The organism is Streptomyces sp. NPDC018029 (assembly GCF_044327655.1).
Taxonomy (GTDB): Bacteria; Actinomycetota; Actinomycetes; order Streptomycetales; family Streptomycetaceae; genus Streptomyces.
Genome location: NZ_JBIRFV010000001.1, coordinates 243,313 through 268,065, shown reverse-complemented (window position 1 = coordinate 268,065; position 24,753 = coordinate 243,313). Strand labels below are relative to the sequence as shown.

General features: G+C 71.6%; 19 protein-coding genes. 7 read left to right on the top strand and 12 right to left on the bottom strand.

The features are described 5' to 3' along the window. Positions 1-120: 120 nt before the first annotated feature. Both ACH4D5_RS01155 and ACH4D5_RS01150 read right to left on the bottom strand, forming a co-directional pair. Positions 121-1,782: an alkaline phosphatase D family protein gene (locus ACH4D5_RS01155; protein WP_398297286.1), complete on the bottom strand. Its 1,662-nt coding sequence runs from the start codon at positions 1,780-1,782 to the stop codon at positions 121-123. A 138-nt stretch (positions 1,783-1,920) separates the two neighbouring features. After that, entirely contained in the window at positions 1,921-2,574 is a 654-nt protein-coding gene (locus ACH4D5_RS01150) for an HNH endonuclease family protein (protein ID WP_398297284.1), read from the bottom strand. 507 nt (positions 2,575-3,081) lie between these two features. Here ACH4D5_RS01150 and ACH4D5_RS01145 point away from each other — a divergent pair. After that, positions 3,082-3,660, top strand: coding sequence for a TMEM165/GDT1 family protein (locus tag ACH4D5_RS01145; RefSeq protein ID WP_398297282.1), 579 nt, complete (start codon positions 3,082-3,084; stop codon positions 3,658-3,660). A gap of 183 nt (positions 3,661-3,843) precedes the next feature. Further along, complete coding sequence (locus tag ACH4D5_RS01140; RefSeq protein WP_398297280.1) at positions 3,844-4,527, top strand: HAD-IA family hydrolase; 684 nt, start codon at positions 3,844-3,846, stop codon at positions 4,525-4,527. A 45-nt stretch (positions 4,528-4,572) separates the two neighbouring features. On the opposite strand, the gene ACH4D5_RS01135 is transcribed toward ACH4D5_RS01140, so the two are convergent. Continuing rightward, the gene (locus ACH4D5_RS01135) at positions 4,573-5,418 is read right to left on the bottom strand and encodes a peptidoglycan-binding protein (protein ID WP_398297278.1); all 846 of its coding nucleotides are present in this window, start codon (positions 5,416-5,418) and stop codon (positions 4,573-4,575) included. An 804-nt stretch (positions 5,419-6,222) separates the two neighbouring features. On the opposite strand from ACH4D5_RS01135, the gene ACH4D5_RS01130 reads away from it, so the two are divergent. After that, a complete protein-coding gene (locus ACH4D5_RS01130) occupies positions 6,223-8,292 on the top strand; it encodes a DHA2 family efflux MFS transporter permease subunit (RefSeq protein ID WP_398297276.1) in 2,070 nt (689 codons plus the stop codon). 12 nt (positions 8,293-8,304) lie between these two features. On the opposite strand, the gene ACH4D5_RS01125 is transcribed toward ACH4D5_RS01130, so the two are convergent. The 5 genes from ACH4D5_RS01125 to ACH4D5_RS01105 all read right to left on the bottom strand — a co-directional run bounded on the left by ACH4D5_RS01125 (position 8,305) and on the right by ACH4D5_RS01105 (position 13,349). Beyond that, complete coding sequence (locus tag ACH4D5_RS01125; RefSeq protein WP_398297274.1) at positions 8,305-11,103, bottom strand: hypothetical protein; 2,799 nt, start codon at positions 11,101-11,103, stop codon at positions 8,305-8,307. A 201-nt stretch (positions 11,104-11,304) separates the two neighbouring features. Further along, positions 11,305-11,631: an antibiotic biosynthesis monooxygenase family protein gene (locus ACH4D5_RS01120; protein ID WP_398297272.1), complete on the bottom strand. Its 327-nt coding sequence runs from the start codon at positions 11,629-11,631 to the stop codon at positions 11,305-11,307. 82 nt (positions 11,632-11,713) lie between these two features. Beyond that, on the bottom strand, positions 11,714-12,154 hold the full coding sequence (locus ACH4D5_RS01115; protein WP_398297270.1) for a hypothetical protein: 441 nt from the start codon (positions 12,152-12,154) through the stop codon (positions 11,714-11,716). After that, positions 12,147-12,812, bottom strand: coding sequence for a hypothetical protein (locus ACH4D5_RS01110; protein WP_398297268.1), 666 nt, complete (start codon positions 12,810-12,812; stop codon positions 12,147-12,149). The genes ACH4D5_RS01115 and ACH4D5_RS01110 overlap by 8 nt, the downstream gene beginning before the upstream one ends. 132 nt (positions 12,813-12,944) lie before the next feature. Next, a complete protein-coding gene (locus tag ACH4D5_RS01105) occupies positions 12,945-13,349 on the bottom strand; it encodes a DUF1992 domain-containing protein (protein ID WP_398297266.1) in 405 nt (134 codons plus the stop codon). 124 nt (positions 13,350-13,473) lie between these two features. On the opposite strand from ACH4D5_RS01105, the gene ACH4D5_RS01100 reads away from it, so the two are divergent. Next, on the top strand, positions 13,474-13,866 hold the full coding sequence (locus ACH4D5_RS01100) for an FHA domain-containing protein (RefSeq protein ID WP_398297264.1): 393 nt from the start codon (positions 13,474-13,476) through the stop codon (positions 13,864-13,866). A 12-nt stretch (positions 13,867-13,878) separates the two neighbouring features. On the opposite strand, the gene ACH4D5_RS01095 is transcribed toward ACH4D5_RS01100, so the two are convergent. After that, positions 13,879-14,556 carry an O-methyltransferase gene (locus tag ACH4D5_RS01095; RefSeq protein WP_398297262.1) on the bottom strand — a complete coding sequence of 226 codons (678 nt, stop codon included), beginning with the start codon at positions 14,554-14,556 and terminating at the stop codon, positions 13,879-13,881. A 126-nt stretch (positions 14,557-14,682) separates the two neighbouring features. On the opposite strand from ACH4D5_RS01095, the gene ACH4D5_RS01090 reads away from it, so the two are divergent. Next, complete coding sequence (locus ACH4D5_RS01090; RefSeq protein WP_398297260.1) at positions 14,683-15,828, top strand: serpin family protein; 1,146 nt, start codon at positions 14,683-14,685, stop codon at positions 15,826-15,828. Positions 15,829-16,254: 426 nt separating this feature from the next. Here the strand turns inward: ACH4D5_RS01090 and proP are convergent, their stop codons facing one another. Further along, entirely contained in the window at positions 16,255-17,754 is a 1,500-nt protein-coding gene (gene proP / locus ACH4D5_RS01085; protein ID WP_398298468.1) for a glycine betaine/L-proline transporter ProP, read from the bottom strand. Between the two features lie 503 nt (positions 17,755-18,257). Here proP and ACH4D5_RS01080 point away from each other — a divergent pair. Further along, on the top strand, positions 18,258-20,315 hold the full coding sequence (locus tag ACH4D5_RS01080; protein WP_398297258.1) for a bifunctional glycosyltransferase 87/phosphatase PAP2 family protein: 2,058 nt from the start codon (positions 18,258-18,260) through the stop codon (positions 20,313-20,315). Here the strand turns inward: ACH4D5_RS01080 and ACH4D5_RS01075 are convergent. Beyond that, the gene (locus tag ACH4D5_RS01075; RefSeq protein WP_398297256.1) at positions 20,266-21,897 is read right to left on the bottom strand and encodes a hypothetical protein; all 1,632 of its coding nucleotides are present in this window, start codon (positions 21,895-21,897) and stop codon (positions 20,266-20,268) included. The two genes, ACH4D5_RS01080 and ACH4D5_RS01075, sit on opposite strands and share 50 nt — an antisense overlap. A 118-nt stretch (positions 21,898-22,015) precedes the next feature. Continuing rightward, complete coding sequence (locus ACH4D5_RS01070; RefSeq protein WP_398297254.1) at positions 22,016-23,275, bottom strand: cytochrome P450; 1,260 nt, start codon at positions 23,273-23,275, stop codon at positions 22,016-22,018. Between the two features lie 276 nt (positions 23,276-23,551). Here ACH4D5_RS01070 and ACH4D5_RS01065 point away from each other — a divergent pair, with 276 nt between their 5' ends. Continuing rightward, positions 23,552-24,721: a steroid 3-ketoacyl-CoA thiolase gene (locus ACH4D5_RS01065; protein WP_398297252.1), complete on the top strand. Its 1,170-nt coding sequence runs from the start codon at positions 23,552-23,554 to the stop codon at positions 24,719-24,721. Positions 24,722-24,753 lie beyond the last annotated feature (32 nt).

Sequence of the window (24,753 nt, the reverse complement as noted above, 5' to 3'; positions counted from 1 at the left end):
ACCAGGCGGTCCGCATCGGTCCGGCATCATCATGCCGTCGGCGGCCCCGATGCCGAACCCCTGCCGGAGGATCCGCTTCCGGCTGTGGGACGCGTCACGCCCGGGTGGCGGCACAGGCTCTCAGGAGAGCCGTGTCGACTCCGCCGTCTCCAGGCGTACGCTCCCGCCGCGCACCGCACGCGCCTGATCGAGCCGCAGCAGGGCCGAACGGCCGCGCAGCGTCAGGGTCATCAGCTGGTTGCCGAACCAGGGCCCGCCCGTCCTGCGCCAGTCGATGCCCGCCTGCGTCACCCCGCCGTGCCGCGCGAAGCGCCGTCCGAGCGCGCGCCCCACGCGGCTCCAGCCGAAGCGGAAACCGAGCTTGATGGAGGCGGGGATGGAGTTGTGCACCGGGGAGCAGGTGAGCTGCAGGACCCGGGCCTCGGGCCCTTCGCCCGCGGGCCAGCTCGGCTCGGCGATGTAGGCGTGGTGGACGTCGCCGGAGAGCACGCACACCGTCGCGGGCGCCGCCGGGCCCGAACCCGCCTCCGTGATCAGCGCGGTGAGCGCTTCGAAGGAGGCGGGGAAGGCGGCCCAGTGCTCCAGGTCCGAGCGTCTTCGCAGGTTCTCGCCGAAGCGGGCCCAGCGCTCGCCGCGCTCGCCCCGGCACAGCGCGGCGTTCCACCCCTCGGCGTCGTGGATGAGGTGGGGGAGGAGCCAGGGCAGGGAGGTGCCGATGAGGAGATGGTCGTACGCGCCAGGATCCGCCAGCGCCTGCTCGCGCAGCCAGTCGGCCTCGTCGGCGTCGAGCATGGCGCGCTCGCGCTCGTCCAGGACGCGGGCGGCGCGGGTGTCGACCATCAGCAGGCGTACGCGCCCGAAGTCCCGCCGGTAGCTCCAGCGGGCGGTGGTGGGGTCCAGGTCGGCCGCGGCGGCGAAGGCGCGCAGCGCGTCCGTGCCGTCCGGGGTCGCGCACACGGCGGCGTAGAGGGCGTCGCGCGCCAGTTCGTCGGGCGGCAGATTGCCGAGGTGCTGATAGACCCAGTACGACATGAGGCCGCTCAGGAGGCGCTCGCGCCACCAGGGCGTGGCCCGCATCTCGGCGAGCCAGGCCGCACTGGTGTTCCAGTCGTCGACGATGTCGTGGTCGTCGAAGATCATGTTGCTGGGCACGGTGGACAGCAGCCAGCGGATCTCCGGGTCGAGCCAGGACTCGTAGTAGAGCTGGGTGTACTCCTCATAGTCCGCGACCTGGGCGCCCGGGGGCTCGGCGAGGTCGCGGCGGGCGGCGAGCCAGCGCTGGGTGGCCTTGGAGGTCTGGTCCGCGTACACCTGGTCGCCGAGGAGCAGCAGGACGTCCGGGCGCTCGGCGGCCGGGTCGGCCGCGATGCGGGCGGCGAGGGTGTCCAGGGCGTCGGGCCCCACGGGGTCGTGCTCGCCGGACGGCGGCGCGGCCCACCGGCAGGAGCCGAAGGTGACGCGCAGCTCGCCGGCGCGGGGGTCGCCGGGCTCCGCAGGGGTGCGGATGGTGCTCGCGGGGTAGGGCGATGCGGGCAGGGGCCAGACGACGGCCCCCTCGCCGTCGCCGAGCCGCACTTCGTACGCCGTCTCGGTGCCGGGGGTCAGGCCGGTGACCGGGACGAGCGCGTAGTGGTGGCCGGCGATCTGGAAGGTGCGTGCCGAGCCGCGCGCGCCGTCCGCGCACCGCACCTCGGCGGTGCACGGCCGGTTGGCCTCGACCCAGACGGTCGCCGTGGCGCCGTCGACGTATCTCAGCAGTGGACCCAGGCGCAGCCGTGCCACAGGTGATCACCCTCCTCCGTCGCCCCGTACGGTACGGAACGACGGGGGAGGGCGGGCCGGTTCCGGGACAACCCGTCGGAACCCGGTCCGCCCGCCCGCGGGCGATCAGGAATCGTTTCAGCAGCCGTCGCGCAGCTGTCAGCAGCCGTTGAGCAGCGAGGAGAGGGTGCTCTTCTCCTCGGTGTTCACCGCCAGCTTGTAGTGGTGCTTCACGTCCACCCACATCCGGGCGTAGTAGCAGTGGTACGAGGTGGTGGGCGGGAGCCACTCCGCCGGGTCCTGGTCGCCCTTGGCCTGGTTGACGTTGTCGGTGACGGCGATCAGCTGGGGCTGGGCCAGGTCGTTGGCGAAGGTCTCGCGCTGCGCGGTGGTCCAGCCGCTCGCGCCGGACTTCCACGCCTCGGAGAGCGGCACGACGTGGTCGATGTCGACGTCGGACGCGGCGGTCCAGGTGCCGCCGTCGTAGGGGGACTTCCAGGTGCCGGAGGTCGCGGCGCAGCTGGCGTCCTGCTGGACGTTCGTGCCGTCGCGCTCGAGGACGACCTCGCGCGTGTTGCAGGCGCCGGACTGCGTCTTCCAGTGCGGGAACTTGTCGCGGCTGTAGCCGTCGGAGGAGCCCTCGGCCTTGACGGTGAGCTCGCCGAGGTAGGTGCGGGCCGTGGCGGCGCCGACCGGGGCCGGGGGTGCGGCCTCGGCGGAGGTGCCGGTGAGGAGGGTGGCGGCGGTGGCCAGGACGAGGGCCGCGGCGGCGAAGGCGGGCCGGGTGTGTCGACGCGCGTAGACAGCGGACATGCGAACTCCCTTGATGTGGGGGGCGGTTGACCGGTGGGGCGGTCAGAGTCGCGGGTCGTGGTGACGGACGGATGTGCGTCTAGTGACAGGGTCGCGTCAAACAGGTGCCGACTTCAAGAGTTCTGGCGTGGCGTCAAGTGCATTGGGCGGGACGGAAGTTGCATTCCGCGCGTATCGGCGCGCTTCCCGTGATCCAGGTCACTCCGGCGTGGACCGAAAGTCCCTGGTCGCGACCCGCGCGCCGTCCCGTACGATGGACGGCGCAGAAGGGGAGTAGCTCTTCGCCGGACCGTCGACATACTGCTCAGCTCGTCTGAGCCGGCGCCCGGAGGCAGGCCCTGTGGGGCAGGCCAGCGAGACCTTCGGCAAGCAGTGCCCGACGTGCGCGGCCCGTGTACGTCCAGACGCCCACATCCGTGTGCGTCCGTGTGCGCTGCCGTGCCGAGGTGTCGTACGCGAAGCGGTGTAACACTCTCGGTGGGGCGGCCCCGACCGATTGAGGAACCCTTGATCAGCTTCAGCGTGATGGCGCTCGTCTTCGGCGTCGTCTTCCTTGCCGAGCTGCCGGACAAGACGGCGCTGGCCGGGCTCGTCCTCGGCACGCGCTACCGCGCTTCGTACGTCTTCGCCGGCGTCGCGGCCGCCTTCACCGTCCATGTGGTGCTCGCCGTCGCGGCGGGCAGCGTCCTGACCCTGCTGCCGCAGCAGCTGGTCCACGCGCTGACGGGCGTCCTCTTCCTCGGCGGCGCCGCGATGCTGCTCCTGAAGGGCGGCGGCGAGGAGGAAGAGGTCAGGCAGCCCGAGGACCAGAGCTTCTGGAAGGTCTCCGGGGCGGGCTTCATGCTCATCCTGGTCGCCGAGTTCGGCGATCTGACGCAGATCATGACCGCGAACATGGCGGCGCGTTACGACGACCCGCTCTCCGTCGGCCTCGGCGCGGTGCTCGCGCTGTGGGCGGTCGCGGGACTCGGCATCGTCGGCGGAAAGGCGCTGATGAAGCGGGTGCCGCTGGTGCTCATCACGAAGATCGCGGCGCTGCTGATGCTGGGGCTCGGGGTGTGGAGCCTGTACGAGGCGATCGCCTGAGAGGGGTGGCCGCCCCGTGGGCAGTGGTCCCTTTTGCGGGTCTTGACCGGTCTGACCTGCGGCGTTGGCTTTTGGGGCCCACGTTTTGTACCGTGCAGGAACAAAGTGGCTCCGCCCGTACTCCCTGACCGGCGGGCGGGGCCGCCTTGATCTTTCGCTGCCCCTGCGCTCTGGAGCACCCCGATGACGGCAACGACCGCCGACCCTGTCGCACCCGTTCTGACCGCCCGGGCCGTTCTCCTCGACATGGACGGCACCCTCGTGAACTCCGACGCCGTCGTCGAGCGCTGCTGGCGGCGCTGGGCCGCGCGGCACGGGCTCGACTTCGACGAGGTCATCAAGGTCGTCCATGGGCGGCAGGGATACGCGTCCATGGCGGTGCTGCTGCCCGAGCGGCCCATGGAGGAGAACTACGCGGAGAACCGCGAGATGCTCGCCGCGGAGACCGCCGACATGGACGGCGTCGTTCCCGTGCCGGGCGCGCCCGCCTTCCTGGCCGCACTGGCCGGCCTCCGCCTGCCACACGCGCTCGTGACCTCCGCCGACGTGCCCCTGTCCACCGGACGCATGGCCGCGGCCGGGCTCGCGCTGCCCGAGGTCCGGGTGACCGCGGAGAGCGTGGGCGCGAGCAAGCCGGACCCCGAGGGGTTCCTCAAGGGGGCGGCGGCACTCGGTTTCGACCCCGCGGACTGCGTGGTCTTCGAGGACTCCGAGGCGGGGATACGCGCGGGTCAGGCGGCCGGCATGAGGGTCGTGGGCGTCGGCCCCCGCGCCGCGGAGTTCGGCCCGACGGTGCATGTGGACGACCTGACGGGCGTGGGCGTCGCGGACGCGGGCGACGGGTCGATCCGTCTGACGTTCGACTGACGTTCGGCTGAGGTCGCGGGGCGGGACCGACGCGAAGGGGTTTGTCTATGGTTCCGAGGTTTCCGCCTCCAGGCTGCGGCGGGTCTCGCGGCCGTACTCGCCCCGGGTGTCTTCGGTGAGGCCGCGGGCCCACTGGTAGCGGGCCACAGCCTCGGCGACCCGGGACGTGTAGACGCCGTCCCGCTCACCCACGTACAGGTAGAGTTGCGCAAGCCGACCCTGCAGCTCGGCGACGCGCGGCCCCTTGTCGCCCGGCCTCAGCGTGACGTCGGCCGCCTTGCGGGGCGGCGGTGACGCCGACGGCCCGACCGAGCCCGTCGCGCGCGCGGTCGAGGGCGTGATCGAGGGTGTCGGCGACGCCGAGTGCGCGGGCGTGGGTGCGGGCGGCAGGTTCACGGCCGGTGTGCTCGGGGTGACGGAGGGCGTGCGCGCGAGGGACGCCGACACGGATCGCTTCGCGGAGGGCGGCGCGGGCTTCGTCGGATCCGCGTACGCCGACACCGGGTCGCCCGGCAGCGCGCGGTCCCGGTCCGGCCCGTCCGTGGCGGCCGAGAAAAGCCCCACCGCGAAGACGGTGCCGGCCACCACGGCTGCCGCCGCCCCGGCCCCGGTGACCAGCGCGAGGCGCCGGTTGCGGGCCGGGTTCTCGTGCGGGGTGGTGGGTCCGGGAGCGGGATCTCTTTCGGCGTCCGGTGCCGGGGTGTCGGCGTTCGGGAGTGGGTGGGGCGGCGGCTGGGCCGGCAGGGGCGCCGTATCCGCCGCACGATCGGTCGGGGTGGCCGTATCGGGGTCCGGCAGCGAGACGTAGGGCCGTATGCGTAGCGGATCGAAGTCCTCCGCAGCGGCGGCCTCCGCAGACCGCAGACGAGTCCGGTCGAGGGCGTCAATCACGCGTGCCGCGGCGCCTGTGCCGGCTGGGCCACCTGCGCCTGCCGGCTCTGCCGGGTCTGCCGACCCTGCTGGACTTGCCGGCCCTGCCGGCCCTGCCGGGCCAGCCGGGCCCGCTGGGCTGCTGGTGCCTGCTGGGCTGCCTGCCGTGCTGGCCGGGTCGGCCGTGCTGCCCGGGCCTGCCGGGCCTGCCCGGCCTGACGGGCCGACCGTAGCGACTGGGCTCGCTGGGCTGCCCGCGTTTGCCGGGCCAGCCGTGTCAACCGGGCCCGCTGCACTTCCCGCGCCCGCTGGGCCCGCTGTGCTGCCCGGGCCCATCGCGCCGCCCGCGCCCGCCCGCCCCGGGCCTGGCGCGTCGACCGCCCCTGCCGAGCAACCGCACCCCGAGGACGCGCCCCCGGGCTCGCGAGGCGCGGATTCGCACGACGGGGAGTGCGGGTCGTCCCGTCCGCCCTGCCTGCCCCGCTCGCCCCGTAACCCCTCGTGCCGTTCGTCCTGTCCGGCCACCGGCCGTTCCTCCCCTCCTGCGTCCCGCCCGCCCCGAGAGCTCCAGCGATTATGCAGACGCTCGCTTCAACAGGCCATAACGGGAGACACGGACCAGGATGGAAAGGGAAGGCCGCAACGGACTCCACGGGTTCAACAGACTCAACAGACTCAATCGACCCAAGAGACTCACCGGGCTCGCCGGGCTCGCCGGGCTCACCTGGCTTGCCGGGCCCTACAGACCCGACAGCCCCGGTGAGAACAGCTGACCCGGCTGAATCAGCGGACCACGCGGCCCCGACGGACCCCCAGGAGGTGTCCATGTCGCAGGATGTCAGCGCCCGCTCCGCAGGAGAGGGACCCGGACCCGGCTCGACGCACGCCGGCGGCAACGGGCATCCCCCCGGAAACGTACTGATCTCCATCGGCGCACTGCTGCTGGGCATGCTCCTCGCGGCCCTCGACCAGACCATCGTCTCCACCGCTCTGCCGACGATCGTCAGCGAGCTCGGAGGCATGGACCACCTGTCGTGGGTCGTCACCGCGTACATGCTGGCGGCGACGGCCGCGACCCCGCTCTGGGGCAAGCTCGGCGACCAGTACGGCCGCAAGAAGCTGTTCCAGACCGCGATCGTGATCTTCCTGGTCGGCTCGGCGCTGTGCGGCATGGCGCAGAACATGCCGCAGCTCATCGGGTTCCGCGCGCTGCAGGGCCTCGGCGGCGGCGGGCTCATGGTGCTGTCCATGGCGATCGTCGGAGACCTCGTGTCGCCGCGCGAACGCGGCAAGTACCAGGGCCTGTTCGGCGCGGTGTTCGGCGCGACCAGCGTCCTCGGGCCGCTGCTCGGCGGACTCTTCACCGAGCACCTCTCTTGGCGCTGGGTCTTCTACATCAACCTGCCCATCGGCGTGCTCGCCCTCGCCGTCATCGCCACCACCCTGCACATCCCGGTGCGCAGGACCCGGCACACCATCGACTACCTCGGCACGTTTCTCATCGCGTCCGTCGCCACCTGCCTGGTCCTGGTCGCCTCGCTCGGCGGCACCACATGGGCCTGGGGCTCACCGCAGATCATCGGGCTCGCGGTGCTCGGCGTGATCCTGGCCGGGGCCTTCGTGGCGGTGGAGCGCAGGGCGGCGGAGCCGGTGATCCCGCTGAAGCTGTTCCGGATCCGCACCTTCACGCTCTCCGCCGTCATCAGTTTCATCGTGGGCTTCGCGATGTTCGGTGCGATGACCTACCTGCCGACGTTCCTCCAGGTCGTGCAGGGCGTATCGCCGACGATGTCGGGCGTGCACATGCTGCCGATGGTGGCCGGCATGCTTCTGTCGACGACCGCCTCCGGCCAGATCGTCAGCCGTACGGGCCGCTGGAAGGTCTTCCCGATCGCCGGCACGGCCATCACCACGCTCGGCCTGCTCCTGCTCCACCAGCTCAACGAGAACAGCGGCACCTTCGAGATGAGCGCGTACTTCTTCGTCTTCGGCCTGGGCCTCGGCCTGGTCATGCAGGTCCTCGTCCTCATCGTGCAGAACGCCGTCAGCTACGAGGACCTGGGCGTCGCCACATCCGGCGCGACGTTCTTCCGCTCCATCGGCGCCTCCTTCGGCGTCGCGATCTTCGGCACGGTCTTCACCAACAGGCTCGGCGACAAACTCACCGACGCCCTCGCCGGACAGCAACTGCCGCCCGGCCTTAGCGTGAGCACCCTGGAGGCCGACCCGCGCGGCATCGCCCGGCTCCCCGCCGACCTGCGGCCCAGCGCCCTGCACGCGTACGCCTCGTCGATCACCGACGTCTTCCTGTACGCGGCGCCGGTCGCCCTCGCGGCCTTCCTCCTCGCCTGGTTCCTGCGCGAGGACAAGCTGCGCGCCTCGGTCACGGCACCCGATCCGACCCAGACGCTGGCCAGCAACCCCGTGGAGCGTTCGTCGTACGACGAGTGCGCGCGGGCGCTCTCGGTGCTCGGGACGCGCGAGGGGCGGCGCAAGATCTACGAGAGGATCACCGAGCGGGCCGGCTACGACCTGCTGCCCGCGTCGAGCTGGCTGCTCCTGCGCGTCGCCCGGCACGGCTCCGTCGAGCCCGGCGTGCTCGCCGAGCGCACGACGGTGCCGCTGACCGTCATCACGGCCGCCGCCCGCCAGGTCGAGGAGCGCCGCCTGGCCGAACGCCAGGGCCTGGAGATGATCCTCACCGACCGGGGCCGCGAGGTCGCCGCCAAACTGGCCACGGCCCGCGAGGAGTCCCTGTCCGAACTCCTCGGCGACTGGTGGGGCCCCCACCGCCCGACCGACCTGGACCGACTGGTCAAGGAACTCAGCGCCGAACTGTGCGGCTCGGAGTCGGAGCGCCCGCACAACGGATCGACGGTGGCGCGGGCGGCGTGAGACCCGCCTGGTTCAGAGGGCGGCAAGTCCCCACGCGGCGCGGACGTCGGAGATGATGACGCGCGCGCTCTGAGGTGAGATGGACAGCTCCTGGCGTGCTTCGGCGAGCGGCTGCACACCGTCCCTGCGTGGTGACCGGCCGTCCGCCGCGGCCTTGCGGCGGGTGAACTCGGCGGACCCGAAGACGTCCAGGAGCGTCAGCCCGAAGTAGACGTACGCGCTGGCTTCTTCGAGGAGCGCGAGCGTCCCGTCCGACAGGCCGGGGCCCGTGGGCCATGGCTGGGCGCCGTCGACGGTCCACTGTCGCATGGGCCGCACCCGACGGCCCGCGAAGTCGGTCATGAGCACCCGGGCGTTGTTCCGGCGGGAGAGAGTCGATCCGGGCTGCTCGGCGCCGTCCGCCGACAGGAGCTGTTCGAGTTCGCCGAGGTGGAGCAGGACGGCGGCGGTCCCGGCGGTCCAGCCCGGCTCATCGGCGAGCAGCACGCGGGTGCTGGCCAGTGCTTCCGCCACCTCGTCGGAGATCATCTCCCAGGCCAGCTGCGCCATTTCGTACGCGTTGGTCTCCTGCTGCACTTCGTCCAGGCGGCGGCCGTACCGGATGAGGTCCCGCGGAACGCCACCGGAGAGGGCGTGGGAGAGGCAGGCGTACGGCGGTGTCAGGCCCGGAACCCGTTCCTTCAGGATGGCGGTCGATTCGGCGAGCGTGCAGGGCCGTACGTGCAGCACGTCATCGAGTGAGCTCTCGGTGACGTCCCGGTGCGGGAGCCCTCTGCGGACGAACGCGGCACCGACGTCCTCGGCGACGGAGATCAGGTAACAGACCCCGCGGATGCCGAACACGGCCTTCACCTCGCGCAGAAAGGCGAGGGCCTGCTCCTCGGTCCCGACGCGGTCCAGTTCGTCGATCGCGATGATCACCTTGGTCCGACGGCGGTACGAACCCAGCGGCCCGAGCCCCGAACCGCACTCCAACGCGATGTCGCCGAGGATCTGCCGGAAGTCGGAGACCAGTTCCGGATACGTCAGCGGGGCGAGGGAGAGCGACGTGGTCTGTGAGGCGCCGAGCTTGTCGGGCATGCCCAAACTGACCATGGCGGTGGCGTTCTGCAGCGTGCGCAGCCGGTACAGATGCCGTTGGCAGCGATGCACCAGATAGGGCGTCCTTCGCCTGTTGCGTCGGTAGGTGAGGTCGAAGAGGCCGAGGCCGGTGCAGACGAGAGCGACGCGTGCGGCGTTGTCGTCGTCGAAGACGAGAGAGACGATCTCCTCCTGCGTGACCGCCCAGTGCAGCCCTACGGCACCGCAGACGACGAGGGTGCCGAGCCAGAGAAGGGCCCTGGCGTCCTGGGGCTCGGAGTACCGGCCCGCCCTTTCCACGTAGAAATCTCTGTGCCTCCGCCAGATGATCCGGATGAGATAGGGCAGAGCGACGAACACGGCCAACAGGACGCCCCAGTCCGCGCCTTCGTAGAGCTGAACGGAGTTGTGTCGGATGTCCCGGTCGTAGAAGAGAGAGAAGACCGATGCGCCGATGACGGCCAGGGCGGCGAACCGGAGCGCGATACGCGTGGTACGGGCGGCGGTCCGGCGGAAGCCCGGCGACGTGCGGCACGACCACAGGAAGATGCCGGCGACGGTCAGCGCAAGCGCCGCCACGGGCCGCTCCCCTCGCCAGATCTGCTCCCCGTAGTCGAAGAGTCGCGACCCGTGGCCGGTGATCTGTTCGCGGAGACCCGGCCCGTGCTCGGTGACGTGGACGTCGACCTCCCGCGCAAGGCCGAGCACCAGAAGTCCGGCCGAGACCGCGGCGAAGACGAGCCGCCGGGCCAGCCGGCTCGTCGCCTTCCTCGCGAAACGCAGCGGACGTCGGATCAGCCCCAGAGACGTGAACTCCGGGACCGGGTAACCGTGACCACCGATGTAGTCCTCGCAGACCTTCGCCGACAGGTGGAGCAGGAAGTCGTGCGGGGTGTACGTGGCGGGCACCTGGACGAGGACGGAGAACGCGGCGTCGGCGGTGGCCTCTTCGAGCAGGGTGGTCTTGCCGGTGCCGCGCGGACCGCAGACGGCGATGGTGCCGTCGTCGATCTGGTCGATCTTCCGTTTCAACTGCGCGGACGCGGCCGAGTCGACGACATAGGCGCGGCTCCGGGCCGAGTAAAGACCCTGCTTGCTCGTGGGCAGGTACAAGCTGTCCTGGTCGTCGCCGAGCAGGTCCTCGACGATGTCCACGACCATGGGCAGGGTGGCGTTGCGCATGCGAAGCGTCACGGCCCGCGCCCGGCTCTCCATGACCGCGCGTGCCCATCTCGACTCGGCCCATCGCCTGGCCAAGGCGAGCCAGTTGTCGGCGCACGCGCGTGAACCCGAGGACATCACGGCGAGCGCCAGGCTGATCAGCGCGCAGCCGGCGAGCGCCCAGAGAACGGCCGTCGAGGAACCGATGAGGGTGTAGAGCGAGAACCAGCCGCAGGCGATCACGGCGCCTATCAGGCGCCAGTCCCGCAGGGGCCGACCCGTGGCCTCCCGCAGCCTTCCGTCGGCGGTCTCCCGGCGCTGCACGGCTGCCCGATACGAGGAGAGCACTGCGCCGCACCCGCTCAAGACCGTGGACACCTGGGACGGGTGGGCCGCGGCACGGCGCACGTTGGACGCGCTCGCCGACAGCCGCTTGTCGACCTTCTTCGCGACCTTCGGATTGGTCAGCGCGTCGTCGACGGCATCGGTGTACAGGGCCCGCTCCGCCTCGCCGCGCAGCGGGCCCGACCGCAGTGTCTGGCGGTGTGCGTTCCATGCGGGTGAGGTCATTCACGCGTCCTTGTGTGGCTGCCCTGGGCACGGGTGCCGCGTGCCCTTGGTACGGGGCGGGGCCGCCAACAGCCCCACGACGGAACCCTAGCGACGCACACTGACATCCTGATCTTGTGACCGGACACGGTGTCACGGAGACGCGACTGTGCCCCGTGTCCGGAGCGATCCGGGTACGGGGCACAGTGTCGAACCGAGCCGTTACTCGCCCTTGGGCGCGGCCTGCTGGATGACCTCGAAGGACCAGACCGAGGACCCGCTGGCGGCGGGCTTGGGGCGGTCGCCGCCCTCGCCGCCGCCTTGATGCGCGGCCTTCATGGGGCCCTCCATCCACGCCTGGAAGGAGGCCTCGTCGCGCCAGCGGGTGTAGACCAAGTACTGGTCCGTGCCCTCGATCGGGCGGAGGAGTTCGAACCACTCGAAGCCGTCCGAGTTCTCCACCGCGCCCGCGCGGGAGGCGAAGCGCTTTTCCAGGATCTCGCGCTGTTCGTCGGGGACGGTGAGGGCGTTGATCTTCACGATGCTCATACCGCCATCCTGCCGCACCGGGGTGTCGGGGCGGCGTGAGCCCCGGCCCCGGCGGGTGACAAAGGAGGGGGCACGGCGCCTGTCACAGGCGCAGCAGGCGCTCTGCCGTCTCGCGGTAGTCGCGCAGGGCCAGGCGGAGCTGTTCCGTGTCCCCGGTGGCCGTGCCGCCGGTGGCCGTCTCCCCGGTGGTGGTGCCACGGCCGGTGGTGTCACGGGCGGTGGTGTCACGGGCCGTGGTGTCTCCGGGACGGTGCCCGGAGGCGGCGGGCGGGGTGGCGTCGATGGTCGTGGGCGCGGCCTCGCCGGGTGCGCCCTGTGCCGGGAGGGACTGCCAGCTCGTGCGCAGGGTGCGGCGGCGCTCCTCCAGGGTGCGCGTCAGGTCGGCGATCGTCTCCTCCAGGACGCGGTCGGCGTTCTCGACGGCGGCACGCGGCTCGTCGACGAAGCCGTTGACGGCGTTCTGGAGGCGCAGCGTCAGCTTGTCGCGTGCGTCGGGCGGGAAGAGAGCGGTCCCGTCAGCCATGCTGAACTCCCTTGTGGGTGATGCCGGTCGAGCGCTTGTGGGTGCCGTGCCTGCCGTCGTGCACGGCGTCGGTGTCGGTGTGCTGCTCCTTCACCAGGGCGTCGAAGAGCGCCCGCGCCTCGATCATGGCGGCGCGCATCTCTTCGGTGCCGGTGCCGGTGCCGGCGCTGGTGCCGTGTTCGTCGGTGCCCGGCGTGTCGAGCGCCGCGCGGTGCACCTTGCGGTAGCCGTGGACGTGGTGGGCGTGATGCACGGAGAGCGCGTCGACCTGGTCCTCGTAGTGGCCCGCGTCGGGGAAGCCGCGGGCTCCCGCCACCTCGGCGATGAGCCGGTCGGCCTCGATCAGGGCTTCGCGGGGGGAGTCGACGAAACGTTCCTGGGCGACGGTCCAGCGCGCCGCGTACTCCTCGCGAGCGGCGGGCGCCAGCGGCCGCGTGCGCAGCGAACCGTGCCGCTTCACACGCTCGCCGAGGTCGCGCTCGGCGGCCTTGGTGTCACCGTCGTGCCGGGCGACCGCGCGGTCGTACTCGGGCCCGAAACGGCGCCTGAGATTGCGCCTGCCGCCCGCGCCCTGCCGCTTGCGGCTCAGTACGGCGAAAGCGGCGGCGACGAGGACGACGGCGACCACGATCAGAACGATGAGCAGGACTGTGGACATGGGTGGGTGCCCTTTTCGGCTCGGGGATCGGCCTGGGGCGCGAGACCCTGGGGGCCTCGACACCCGTTCCCCGAATCGAGTTGCCCGAAAGGGAGCCGTCAAACGGCCGGTCCTGAGGGCGAGTCGGGCCGCTCAGGCCTGATGGCGCTCCCGCCAGTCGCGGGCCACCTCGTCGACGTCGTAGGGGGCCAGGCCGAGCGGCGGGCCCGGCGGCGGGGTGCGCAGGGCCGCGCGGATCTTCTCGTTGAGTTCCGTCACGAGTCTGCGCGCCATGCGCTCGGACGGGGCTTCGGCGGCCGCGACCAGCGTGTCCTCGGCCTCCTTGCGCAGGGCGAGCGTGGGGGACAGGTAGGAGAGGCCTTCACGGGCCATCTTCCGCTTGACCCACCACATTTCGTCGTACGTCGGGTCGGGTCCCTCGGGGAGTGGCTTGCCCCTGCCCGGCAGGGAGGCGAAGTCCCCGCGCTCCTCCGCCTCACGGATCTGCTTGTCGATCCAGGACTCGAAGTCGACGCCAGGTGGCTTGCGCTCAGTCATGGGCCCATTGTCCCAGGAGGGCCGTGCGTCCGCCCAGGGAGGCGCTTAGGATGCGGCACGCGACACACCGGCCGCGGACCGGCAACCGCGGTCGTGCCGCCCCGAGTTGAAGGAGCGTACCCACGTGCTGGAGCTGACCATGGCCTCGGTGTCCGGGACGGACGCGGGCGCGACCGCAGGCATGCTGATGGCCGAGACGCCGAGCGAACCCGGTGCGGTGCTGCGGGTGGGGCGGGACAGGAACGTGTGCCGCCTGGTGACGCCCGACGACTGGCTGTTCGTGTCGCGTACGCATCTGGAGTTCCGCTGCGGGCCCGACGGGGCCTGGTCCGTCCGGTGGCTGCGCGGCTCGAACCCCGATCCGGCCTCCGAGGTGCGGGTGGTGTCCGAGGGCGCGGCGCGGCCCCTCGCCTACGGAGGGGCCGCGCCGCTCTCCTGGGGCGGCTCCGGGGAGATCGTCATCCAGGACAGGTCGGGGCCGCGGAGTGTGAACATCGGTTACTACCACGAGGGTTGAGGCCCGGACGCGCTAGGCCAGTACGCGGGCCAGCGCGAAGCCGTCGTACCCCTTGACGCCGACCGTCTGCACCGCCGTCCCGCTCAACTTCGGGTGCTCGGCGATGAGTTCGAGCGCGGCCCGGGTGCCGAGCACGCCCGGGTCGGTGCTGGAGGCGTCGGTGACGGCGCCGCCCCGTACGACGTTGTCGAGGATGATGAGGCTGCCGGGGCGGGTGAGCTTGAGCGACCACTCCAAGTAGTGCGCGTTGTTGACCTTGTCGGCGTCGATGAAGACGAGGTCGAAGGGGGCGGCGTGCGCGACGTGTTCGGCGCCGAGCGCGGTGAGCGAGTCGAGGGCCGGGCCGATGCGCACCTCGACGAGCTTGTCGAGTCCGGCGCGGGCGAGGTTGCCGCGGGCCACGGCGGCGTGCTGGGGGCTGTGTTCGAGGGTGATGAGACGGCCGTCGGCCGGCAGGGCGCGGGCCAGCCAGATGGTGCTGTAGCCGCCGAGGGTGCCGATCTCCAGGATGCGGCGGGCGCCCTGCGTCTGGGCGAGGAGGTGGAGCAGCTTGCCCTGGTTCGGGGCGACGTTGATGTGCGGCAGGCCGGCCGCGTCGCTGTCGCGCAGGGCGGCGGTCAGGGCCTCGTCGGCGGGGGCGAGGAGGCCGGTGAAGTAGTCGTCGACGGAGTCCCACTGCGGTTGGTTCATGCGGCGCGCACGTTCCCTTCGACTGTCTAGTTAGCTTCGCTAAGGAGTCTAGGGCGGGCGGCGGGGATTGTCAGTGGGGGCTCGCATACTGGGGGTGAAGATCGGCGGTTCAGGTGATGACGGGGGATGGGTGTCGTGGAGTACGGGGGGGCGGTGCGGGGGTTCGCCGAGCGGTGGCTGCCCGAGGTGGAGCGGGTGGCCGACGGTGTCGACGGCTCGGGGGACTTCGTGTGTTCGCCGGCCGGGATGTGGCTCGCGCTGGCCTCGGTCGCGGCGGGCGCCCGCGGGGAAACCGCCGACGAGCTGCGGGAGTTGCTCGGCGTCGCCGGGGCCGAGGCCGCCCGCGCCGTGACGGACGGCGCGCGGGCCCTCGCGGACACGGACGCGCTGGGCGTCGCCACGCGCGTGTGGAGCCGGGTGCCGGTCCTGCGGGAGTACGAGGAGGCCTTGCCGGACATCGGCTTCGGCCCCATGGACGCCGACGGCGCCGACGCCGCGGACGCGTGGGTGCGGGAGGCCACGGACGGCATGATCGAGCGCCTGCCCGTGACCGTCACCCCGGACACGCTGCTCCTCTTGGTCAACGCGCTGGCGCTGAAGGCGCGTTGGGAGTACCCCTTCGAGGGGGCGGCCACGCGGGACGCCCTCTTCACGGACGCGGCGGGCGTCGCGCACCAGGTGCCGACCATGCGGCGGGAGGTGGCGCCGGGGGACGCGTGGGTGGTGGACGCGGCCCTGGGCGGGGGTGCGGGTGCGAGTATGGGGGCGCGTGTCGTCGAGATGCGGTGTGCCGCCCCGCGCGGCGGTCTGCTTCCCGTACGGGTCCGCTTCGTCCTCGGGGAGCCGGGGGCCGGGCCGGCCGCCGTGCTGCCGCTCGCCTGGGCGCCTCGAGAGCGGCGCTCGCCGATCGACGCCGAACAGATCCTCATGGCCCTGCCCCGCTTCTCACTGCGTACGCGCACCGACGCGACGGGACAGCTGGCCGCTCTCGGGGTGCGGTGGGCCATGAGTGACGCCGCCGACTTCTCCGGGATGTCACCGGAGCGGCTCGCGATATCCCAGGTGGTGCAGGAGGCGGTCGTGAAGATCGCCGAGCGGGGGGTCGAGGCGGCGGCGGTGACGGCCGTGCCGATGCCGGCGGGCGCGGCGTATCGCCCACGGCGCGTGGAGCGGATCACTTTCGACCGCCCGTTCGGCGTCGTCGTGCTCGACGGTGCGGGGGAGGTGCCGCTGTTCGCGGGCTGGCAGGCGGGGGTCCCTACCGGCCCGTGAGCCGCCGCCTCCGGCTACACGCCTTTGGCGGCGTTTCGCCGGAGCCGGACTCCGCGCCTCCGCGGGGGCGTACATCTCGCTGGATCCGGACTCCGTGCCTCCGGGGGGGCGTACATCTCGCTGGATCCGGACTCCGTGCCTCCGGGGGGGCGTACATCTCGCTGGATCCGGGCCACACGTCTCGCCGGAGCCCAGCGTCGCCCGCATCTCCCCGGAGCCGCGACTCCGCCGCATCCCCCGGCGAGGGGCGGCCTCCTGAGGCCCCGCCTCGCCTCCCGCTCCTTGGGTGCCGGAGGAGCTGGATGGGCCAGGCCTCGCCCCGCGGCGCGGCCTCCCGAGGCCCCGCCCCGCCTCCCGCCCCTGGGGCGCCGGAGGAGCCAGGTCCCGCCGCCCGGCCTTCCGAGGCCTCGCCCCGCCTCCCGCTCCTTAGGCGCGGGAAGAGCCGGAGGAGGCGGAGGTGCCGGAGAGGCCGCAGGGAGCGGAAGAGCCGGAGGAGCCCGAGGCGCTCGCGTTCCGCAGGGCGGTCGCCTCTGCCTCCGTTTCCACCGCCGGCGGCGAACCCGGCAGTGGGCTGCGGGCCGATTCCGTCATGTACCAGACGGCGATGCCGCCCACCACGGCCGCCGCCATCATGTAGTACGCGGGCATCATCTTGTCGCCCGTCGCGCCGATCAGTGCCGTCACGACCAGCGGGGTCGTGCCGCCGAAGACCGAGACGGAGATGTTGAAGCCGATGGACAGGGAGCCGTAGCGGACCTTCGTCGGGAAGAGGGCGGGGAGCGTCGACGGCATCGAGGCCGTGAAGCAGACCAGGAGCATGCCGAGCGCGCCGAGGCCCAGCCCGATCGCCCACAGCGAGCCGTCGCGGATCAGGAGCAGGGCGGGGACGGAGAGCAGGAGGAAACCGGCGCAGCCCGCGGCGATCACCGGGCGGCGGCCCACGCGGTCCGTGAGCGCCCCCATGAACGGCTGGGCGCACATCATGAGCGCCATGACGGCCAGGATGACGAGGAGGCCGTGCGTCTCGTCGTACTCGAGCTCGCTGGTCAGATAGCTCGGCATGTACGACAGCAGCATGTAGTCCGTGACGTTGAAGACCAGGACCAGGCCCATGCAGAGGAGGAGCGCCTTCCACTGGCCCGTGACCATGTCGCGCAGGCGCACCTTCGCGCGGGTCTGCTCCTCCTTGTGGGCCTTCTCCAGCTCGGCGGCGAACGCCGGGGTCTCCTCCAGCTTCATGCGGAGGTAGAGGCCGATCAGGCCCATCGGGCCGGCGATCAGGAACGGGATGCGCCAGCCCCAGGAGAGCAGGTCGTCCGAGGAGAGCAGGGCCGTCATCAGGGTGACGAGGCCCGCGCCGCCGATGTAGCCCGCCAGCGTGCCGAACTCCAGCCAGCTGCCGAGGAAGCCCCGCTTCTTGTCGGGGGCGTACTCGGCGATGAAGGTGGAGGCACCCGCGTACTCGCCGCCCGTGGAGAAGCCCTGCACCAGACGCGCCGCGAGGAGCAGCACCGGCGCCCAGACGCCGATCGACGCGTAGGAGGGGATCAAGCCAATCGCGAAGGTGCCCGCCGCCATCATGATCATGGTCAGTGCGAGGACCTTCTGGCGGCCCACGCGGTCGCCGAGCGGCCCGAAGATCATGCCGCCGAGCGGCCTGATCAGGAAAGCCGCGGCGAAGGCGCCGAAGGTGGAGAGCAACTGGGCCGTCGGGTTGCCCGAGGGGAAGAAGACCTTGCCCAGGGTGACGGCGATGTAGCTGTAGACACCGAAGTCGAACCACTCCATCGCGTTGCCGAGGGCGGCCGCCTTCACCGCGCGCCTGACCATTGCCGGGTCGGTGACGGTGACGTCCTGAACTGCGGTGACGTCCTCAGCCGCTCCTCCCCGGGGCCCGGCCCCGGTTCCGGCCCCGGCCCCGGGCAGGTGTCCTTGCGAGGACTCCGGCTTGCGTAGTGCGACGGGTGTGGCGCTCGCCAAGGGTTCGCTCGCCTCTTTCGGTCGACGACAAGGACAAGGCCGCACCCGGAAACCGGGGCGGCCCGAAAAGCGACCATAGGTGCAAGGGGCATCATTACGGTGGGTGCCCGGGCGGCCGCGCACCGCACCGAAACCGCTGTTGTCCAGGCCAAACGTCTTTTCGTCCGGTAGGAGAGACTAGGTCTGTATGTGATCTATGTCGCCGCCCCGGCGCGGAACCGCACGCGTACGGCACGCCAAGCGCACGCGAACCGCACAGGAGCGGCACAGGAACCGCAGGTCGGGGGCCGATTCCCGGCCGCGGGCGGCGGGCGCGGCCCGGCGCCGGGCCCGAAAAGCCGATAGAAAGCGATGTGGCGGCCAGGTGAAAAGGTGGTTGCGTGCGTCTCACATGAGGGGCTTGAAAAGGGCCGCAGACAGGACGAACGGGGCGGGAGGGTCGACGGGGCGTGGCGAACGTTGAACACAGGAGTGGCGGCGCCCTGGGAACAGGGCCGGCCGGCGGACCCGAGTCGCGGATCGGAGCGGCCCGCGTCGTCCTCTGGCTGCTCGCCGCCGTCCTCGCGATCCGGCAGGCCACCGACGTCCTGCGGACCCCCGCGGGCGAGCGCCTCACCGATCTGGAGACCTGGATCGGGCCGGAGGGCGTCCTGCACGTGAAGGGCTCCTTCTACGACGCGGACAAGTTCACCGGCACCCCCTTCGCGGGCCTCGTCCTCAAGCCACTCGCGCGCTCCGGCGAGCAGGCGCTCGGCTGGGCCTGGACCTTCGGCACGCTCGGCCTCGTCGTCGCGCTCGGCCTGATCGCCGCCCGCGCCCTGCCCCAGCCGGTCACCCGGCGCACCTCCCTGCTCGCCGCCCCCGTCGCGGTCAGCCTGCTCATGCTGTCGCTGCCGGTCCGCAACACCCTGCACCTCGGCCAGACCAGCATCCTCCCCGTGCTGCTCGTCCTGCTCGGCCTCTTCGCGGTCCGCGGCGAGCGGACCAGCGGCGTCCTCATCGGCATCGGCGCGGCCCTCCAGCCGACCATGCTGCTCTTCGCCGCGCTGCTCTGGTGCACAGGACGCAGGAAGGCCGCCGCCTCCACCGGCGCCGGCTTCGCCGCCTGCACCGCGCTCGCCTGGGCGGCGATGCCGAGCGATTCGTCGACGTACTGGTTCCACCACCTCGGAGGCGCGGGCCTGGGCGGGAACCCGGACGCCAACGCCAACCAGTCGCTGCACGGCATGCTGCTCCGCGCCGGCCTCGAAGGACCGCTGGAGATCGGGCTCTTCCTGGCCCTGAGCGCCGCCCTCGTCGTCGTCGGCCTGCGCCGCGCCGTGCGCTACGCGCGGGACGGGCAGCTGCTCCTCGCCGTCGCGATCACCGGCTGTGTCGCGGTCGCGGTCTCCCCGACGACCTGGCAGCACCAGCTCCTGTGGGTGCTCTTCGCGGTGGTCGGCCGGGTCGGCAAGCGCCAGTCCGACCGGTACATGTGGCCGGTGGCCGTCGTCCTCGTGTCGACGCTGCCCGCCAAGATGATGCTGCCGAACATGCCGGTCACCGAGCCGATCAGGGACAACATCGTGCTGATCGCGGCGCTCGCCGCGGCCACCGTCGTGCCGTTCCTGTCGCGCACGCACCCGCAGTACCGGAGCCCCATCCCGACGGACTACGCGGCGCCCGTCCCTGCGCGCTGGAAGTGGGTGCCGCTCGTCCCGTTCTGGCGGCGCGTCGTGACCCGCCCGAACCTGCTGCTCGAACTGCTTCTGATCCGCGTCGGCTACTCCGCGTACCAGCAGGTCAGGCTCGCGGCGACGGGCGGCACGATCTCCGGGGGCCGGGCCACCGCCGAGCACCACGGCGAGCAGGTGCACGCGATCGAGCAGTTCCTGTTCATCGACATCGAGCACTGGTTCAACCATCTGACGGCGCGGACCGGCTGGATGGAGGACTTCTTCAACTTCTACTACACGTCGTTCCACTTCCTGGTGCCGCTGAGCGTCCTCGCGGTGCTGTACGTGCGCCGCCCCGCCGACTACCGCTGGGCGCGCTCGGCGCTCGGCTTCGCGACGGTCCTCGCGCTCATCGGGTTCTGGGCCTATCCGCTCGCCCCGCCCCGTCTGATGCCGGAGCTCGGCTTCATCGACACGGTGCACGGCGTGCAGGACTTCACCCAACCGGACTACGGCACGCTGACCGCGCTCACCAACCAGTACGCGGCGATGCCCTCGCTGCACTTCGGCTGGTCGCTGTGGTGCGGCCTGATCATCGCGATCGTCGCGCCCCGGTGGTGGATGAAGGCGCTCGGCCTGCTGCACCCGTTCTTCACGGTCTGCGCGATCGTCGGCACAGGCAACCACTGGATCCTTGACGCGGTGGGCGGCGCGGCCGTCGTGGGCGCGGGCTTCGGCCTCACCTACCTGCTGTCCGGACCCCGGGTGCGGCAGCCGCGGAAGACGCCCGTGCGGGAACCGGTCACCGGCACGTCGAAGGACGGCTCCGCGAAGGACCGTACCCCGAGCTGATCTCGTAGGTGCCGGCCGCGGGCACCGACAGACGCGTGAACTCGCCGTGCCGCTTCAGGCAGGCACCCTCCGCCCGGAGCCACGGCGAGTACACGAGGCGTACGGTCACCGAGCCCCGCTCGGGCACCCGCACCACCACGTTCGAGCCCGTGGAGCGGACGACGGCCGCGGGCTCGGAGACCAGCGGCACCGGGTCCTTCACCCGGAAGATCTGCCAGTGCGCGTCCTTCCACACCGGTTCCAGCCACTTCGGGCCGCTCGCCACCAGCTCCGCCTCGTCCTCGGCGAAGCCGTCCGGCTTGCCCGCGGGCAGCACGACGTACCCGACGGCCCACTTGTCGAGCCACTTGCGGTAGCTGGCCGCCGAGAACGACCCGTCGTAGAAGAGGCGGCCGCGCTCGATGTCGAGCTGGCGGTTCCAGCCGCGCGCCATGTTCACGTACGGGGCGAGGGCGGTGGCCTCGCGGTGGTTGCGGGTCGGCACGACCTCGACGCGGGTGCGGTTGGCCTCCAGACGCTCCAGCTCCCGCACCACGCCGTGGGTGTCGACCGCCCACTTCGGCACCTTCGTGGAGACCCGCAGGTCGTCGAGGGTCTTCTGCGCCACCCAGGCCGAGGACAGCACGAGCGCCACCGTCAGGGTGATCCGGCGGGCCCGGACAAGGCCGGGGGCGAGCAGCGCGGCGAGCAGCACGGCGGGGCCGACCAGCTCCGCGAGCCGCTCGACGTTGGTGCCGATCGGGGAGGGGATGAGGTACGTGAGGACGGTGCCCGCCGCGTAGACGCCGGCGCCCCACCGCAGCACCCGCCAGTGGCGCGGCCCCGCCACGATGAGGGCCAGGCTGAACAGCACGGGCGGGAAGATCCGGTCGAAGGGCATCAGGTGCTCGCCGGTGAACGGGAAGAGCACCGTGGTCGCCCCGACGACCAGGAACGGCGGCAGGATCAGCGCGGCCGACCGCACCCAGTCGCGTACGAAGAAGTAGCCGGCGCCCGCCACGACGAGGAAGAGCCCCGCGACCGGGGACCCCATGGTGGCGAGGGCCGCGCACGCCACCGCGGCGACCGTGCGCCGGCGGCCCACCAGGGCGAGACAGGCGGCGAGGCCGAAGGCGAGGCCGAGCGCGAACGTCGTACGGCCGGAGGCGACGTTGCACCAGACGGCGAGCGAGGCGAGCACCGCGGGCCACAGGGGTCTGCGGATGCCGCTGCGCTCGATCAGGACGGCGACCAGCCAGGCGCCCGCGATCCCCGACACCGCCGTCACGGTCTTCACGCCGAGGGCGGCCATCAGATAGGGCGAGACCAGGCTGTAGTTGGCGGTGTGCATGCCGCCGTACCAGAAGAGGTTGTACGCGGCCGAGCCGTGCTCGGAGGCGAACCGCGCCCAGGCCTCCTGCGCCGCGAGGTCGCCGCCGCCCGTCGCGAGGAACATCACCCACACGGCGTACAGGGGAAGCGTGGGGACGGTCGCCAGGAGCGGTACGCGATAGCGCCGGAGGAACTGCCGGAGCGGGGGGTTCCGGCCGGTGGACGCAGTGCCGGACGGGGCGAGCGAGACGTCGGCAGAGACCACGGTCACCGTTTCCGTTCGTGTCCTGGGAAGCCAAGGTTCACTTCTCAGGACGCTTCATGCAACGGAAACGTTGGTTCCGTAAAGGTGATTGACCTGATAGGTCGCCTCATGGCGCTCTATCGGCTCAGGGGCGGGCGCCGCGGCCGGTGCTGACCCGGAGTTCCTTGACGCCGTTGAGCCAGGCGGAGCGGAGCCGGCGCGGGTCGCCGGTCAGGCGCAGGCCGGGCATGGTGTCGGCGATCGCGTTGAAGATGAGGTTGATCTCCAGGACGGCGAGGGACTTGCCGAGGCAGAAGTGCGGTCCGCCGCCGCCGAAGCCGAGGTGCGGATTCGGGTCGCGGGTGATGTCGAACTTCTCCGGCGACTCGAACACGTCGGGGTCGTGGTTGGCCGATGAGTAGAAGATGCCGACCCGGTCGCCCTTCTTGATCCGCGCGCCGCCGAGCTCCGTGTCCTGGGTGGCCGTGCGCTGGAAGGAGACCACCGGGGTCGCCCAGCGCACGATCTCCTCCGCCGTCGTGGCGGGGCGCTCGCGCTTGTAGAGCTCCCACTGGTCCGGGTGGGTGAGGAAGGCGTGCATGCCGTGGGTGATGGCGTTGCGGGTGGTTTCGTTGCCGGCCACCGCCAGCAGGATCACGAAGAAGCCGAACTCGTCGGAGGAGAGGTTGCCCTCGTCCTCGGCGGCCACCAGCTGGCTGACGATGTCCTTGGCGGGGCACTCCTTGCGGGCCGCGGCGAGGTTCATCGCGTACGCGACGATCTCCATGGCCGCCTCGGCGCCGATCTCCTCGGTGATGGCGTACTCCGGATCGTCGTACGCCGCCATCTTGTTGGACCAGTCGAAGATCTTGGAGCGGTCCGCCTGGGGCACGCCGATCAGCTCGGCGATGGCCTGCAGCGGCAGCTCGGAGGCGACGTTCGTCACGAAGTCGAAGGAGCCGTCGTCGGCCGCGCCGGCGAGCGCCGTCTCGACGATGGAGCGGGCACGGGCGCGCAGCGCGTCCTCCAGGGACCGGATGGCGCGGGGCGTGAAGCCGCGCTGCACGATCTGCCGGACGCGGGTGTGCTCGGGCGGGTCCATGTTGATCATGATCAGCTTCTGGACCTCGATCCGGTCCCGGTCCATCGACTCGTTGAAGCGGATGATCGCGGTGTTGACGTTGGTGGAGAACAGCTCCGGGTGCGTGGAGACGTACTTGACGTCCTCGTGCCGCGTGACGGCCCAGTACCCCGCGTCGTCGTAGCCGGAGACGCGGTACGGCTGGGTGATCCAGCGCACCGGCTCCGTCCGCCGCAGCTGCGCGAACTCCGGCAGGGGGATCCGGTCCTGGATCAGGTCGGGGTCGGTGAAGTCGAACCCGTCGGGCAGCGCTGGACAGGGCATCGGCAACTCCAGGCGTGAACGGGGTTCCGACGGGCGGCCCGGACGGTGTCCTGACGGTCCATCAGAAGGCTTGGCCCGCAAGGTAGTAACGGGTTCTACAAGAGGCAAGGCCCAGAGCCGGTCCGGTTGCGTGCGGATCCTGCGCAAGGTGCGTGCAAGACCCTTGCGGCACCGGGGCCCGGCTCCGCAGACTGCTGAACGGAACTAGAACGCGTACTAGTTCTACTCGCGAGCCGCCGGGACGGCTCGCGGGACGTGGAGAGGGAGGACGAGCCCATGGCCGCGGAACCCGTCATCGTCGAAGCAGTGCGCACGCCCATCGGCAAGCGCGGAGGCGCGCTCGCCAATCTCCACCCCGCCTATCTGCTCGGTGAGACCTACCGCGAACTCCTCGGCCGCACCGGCATCCACGCCGACTGCGTCGAGCAGGTCGTCGGCGGCACGGTGACGCACGCCGGGGAGCAGTCCATGAACCCGGCGCGCACGGCCTGGCTCACCATGGGGCTGCCGTACGAGACCGCGGCCACCACCGTGGACTGCCAGTGCGGCTCCTCGCAGCAGGCGAGCCACATGGTCGCCAACATGGTCGCGGCCGGTGTCATCGACGTCGGCATCAGCTGCGGTGTCGAGGCGATGTCGCGGGTGCCGCTCGGCTCCGGGTCCAAGCACGGCCCGGGCAAGCCCTTCCCCGACGAGTGGAACGTCGATCTGCCGAACCAGTTCGAGGCCGCCGAGCGCATCGCCCGAAAGCGCGGGCTGACCCGCGAGAACGTGGACTCGCTCGGCCTCATCTCGCAGGAGCGGGCGGCCGTCGCCTGGGCCGAGGAGCGCTTCAAACGCGAGACCTTCGCCGTGCAGGTGCCCACCACGGAGGAGGAACAGGCCGCAGGACAGGGCATGTGGCGGCTCGTGGACCGCGACGAGGGGCTGCGCGACACCACGATGGAGGGCCTCGGCGGCCTCAAGCCGGTCATGCCGACCGCCGTGCACACCGCGGGCAACTCCTCGCAGATATCGGACGGCGCGGCCGCCCTCATGTGGGCGTCCAAGCGGATGGCGCGCGCCCTGAAGCTGAAGCCGCGGGCCCGCATCGTCGCGCAGGCACTCGTCGGCGCCGACCCGCACTTCCACCTGGACGGACCGGTCGACGCGACGCGCGCGGTGCTGGGCAAGGCCGGGATGTCCCTGAAGGACATCGACATCGTGGAGGTCAACGAGGCGTTCGCCTCAGTGGTGCTGAGCTGGGCGCAGGTCTTCGAGCAGGACCTGGAGAAGGTCAACGTGAACGGCGGCGCGATCGCGCTGGGCCACCCGGTCGGGGCGACGGGGGCGCGGCTCATCACCACGGCCCTGCACGAACTGGAGCGCAGGGACAAGGAGTTCGCACTCATCACCATGTGCGCGGGCGGGGCGGTGGCGACGGGGACGATCATTCAGCGGCTTTAGGCACACCAATCGCCGGACAGTCATAGCCTGTC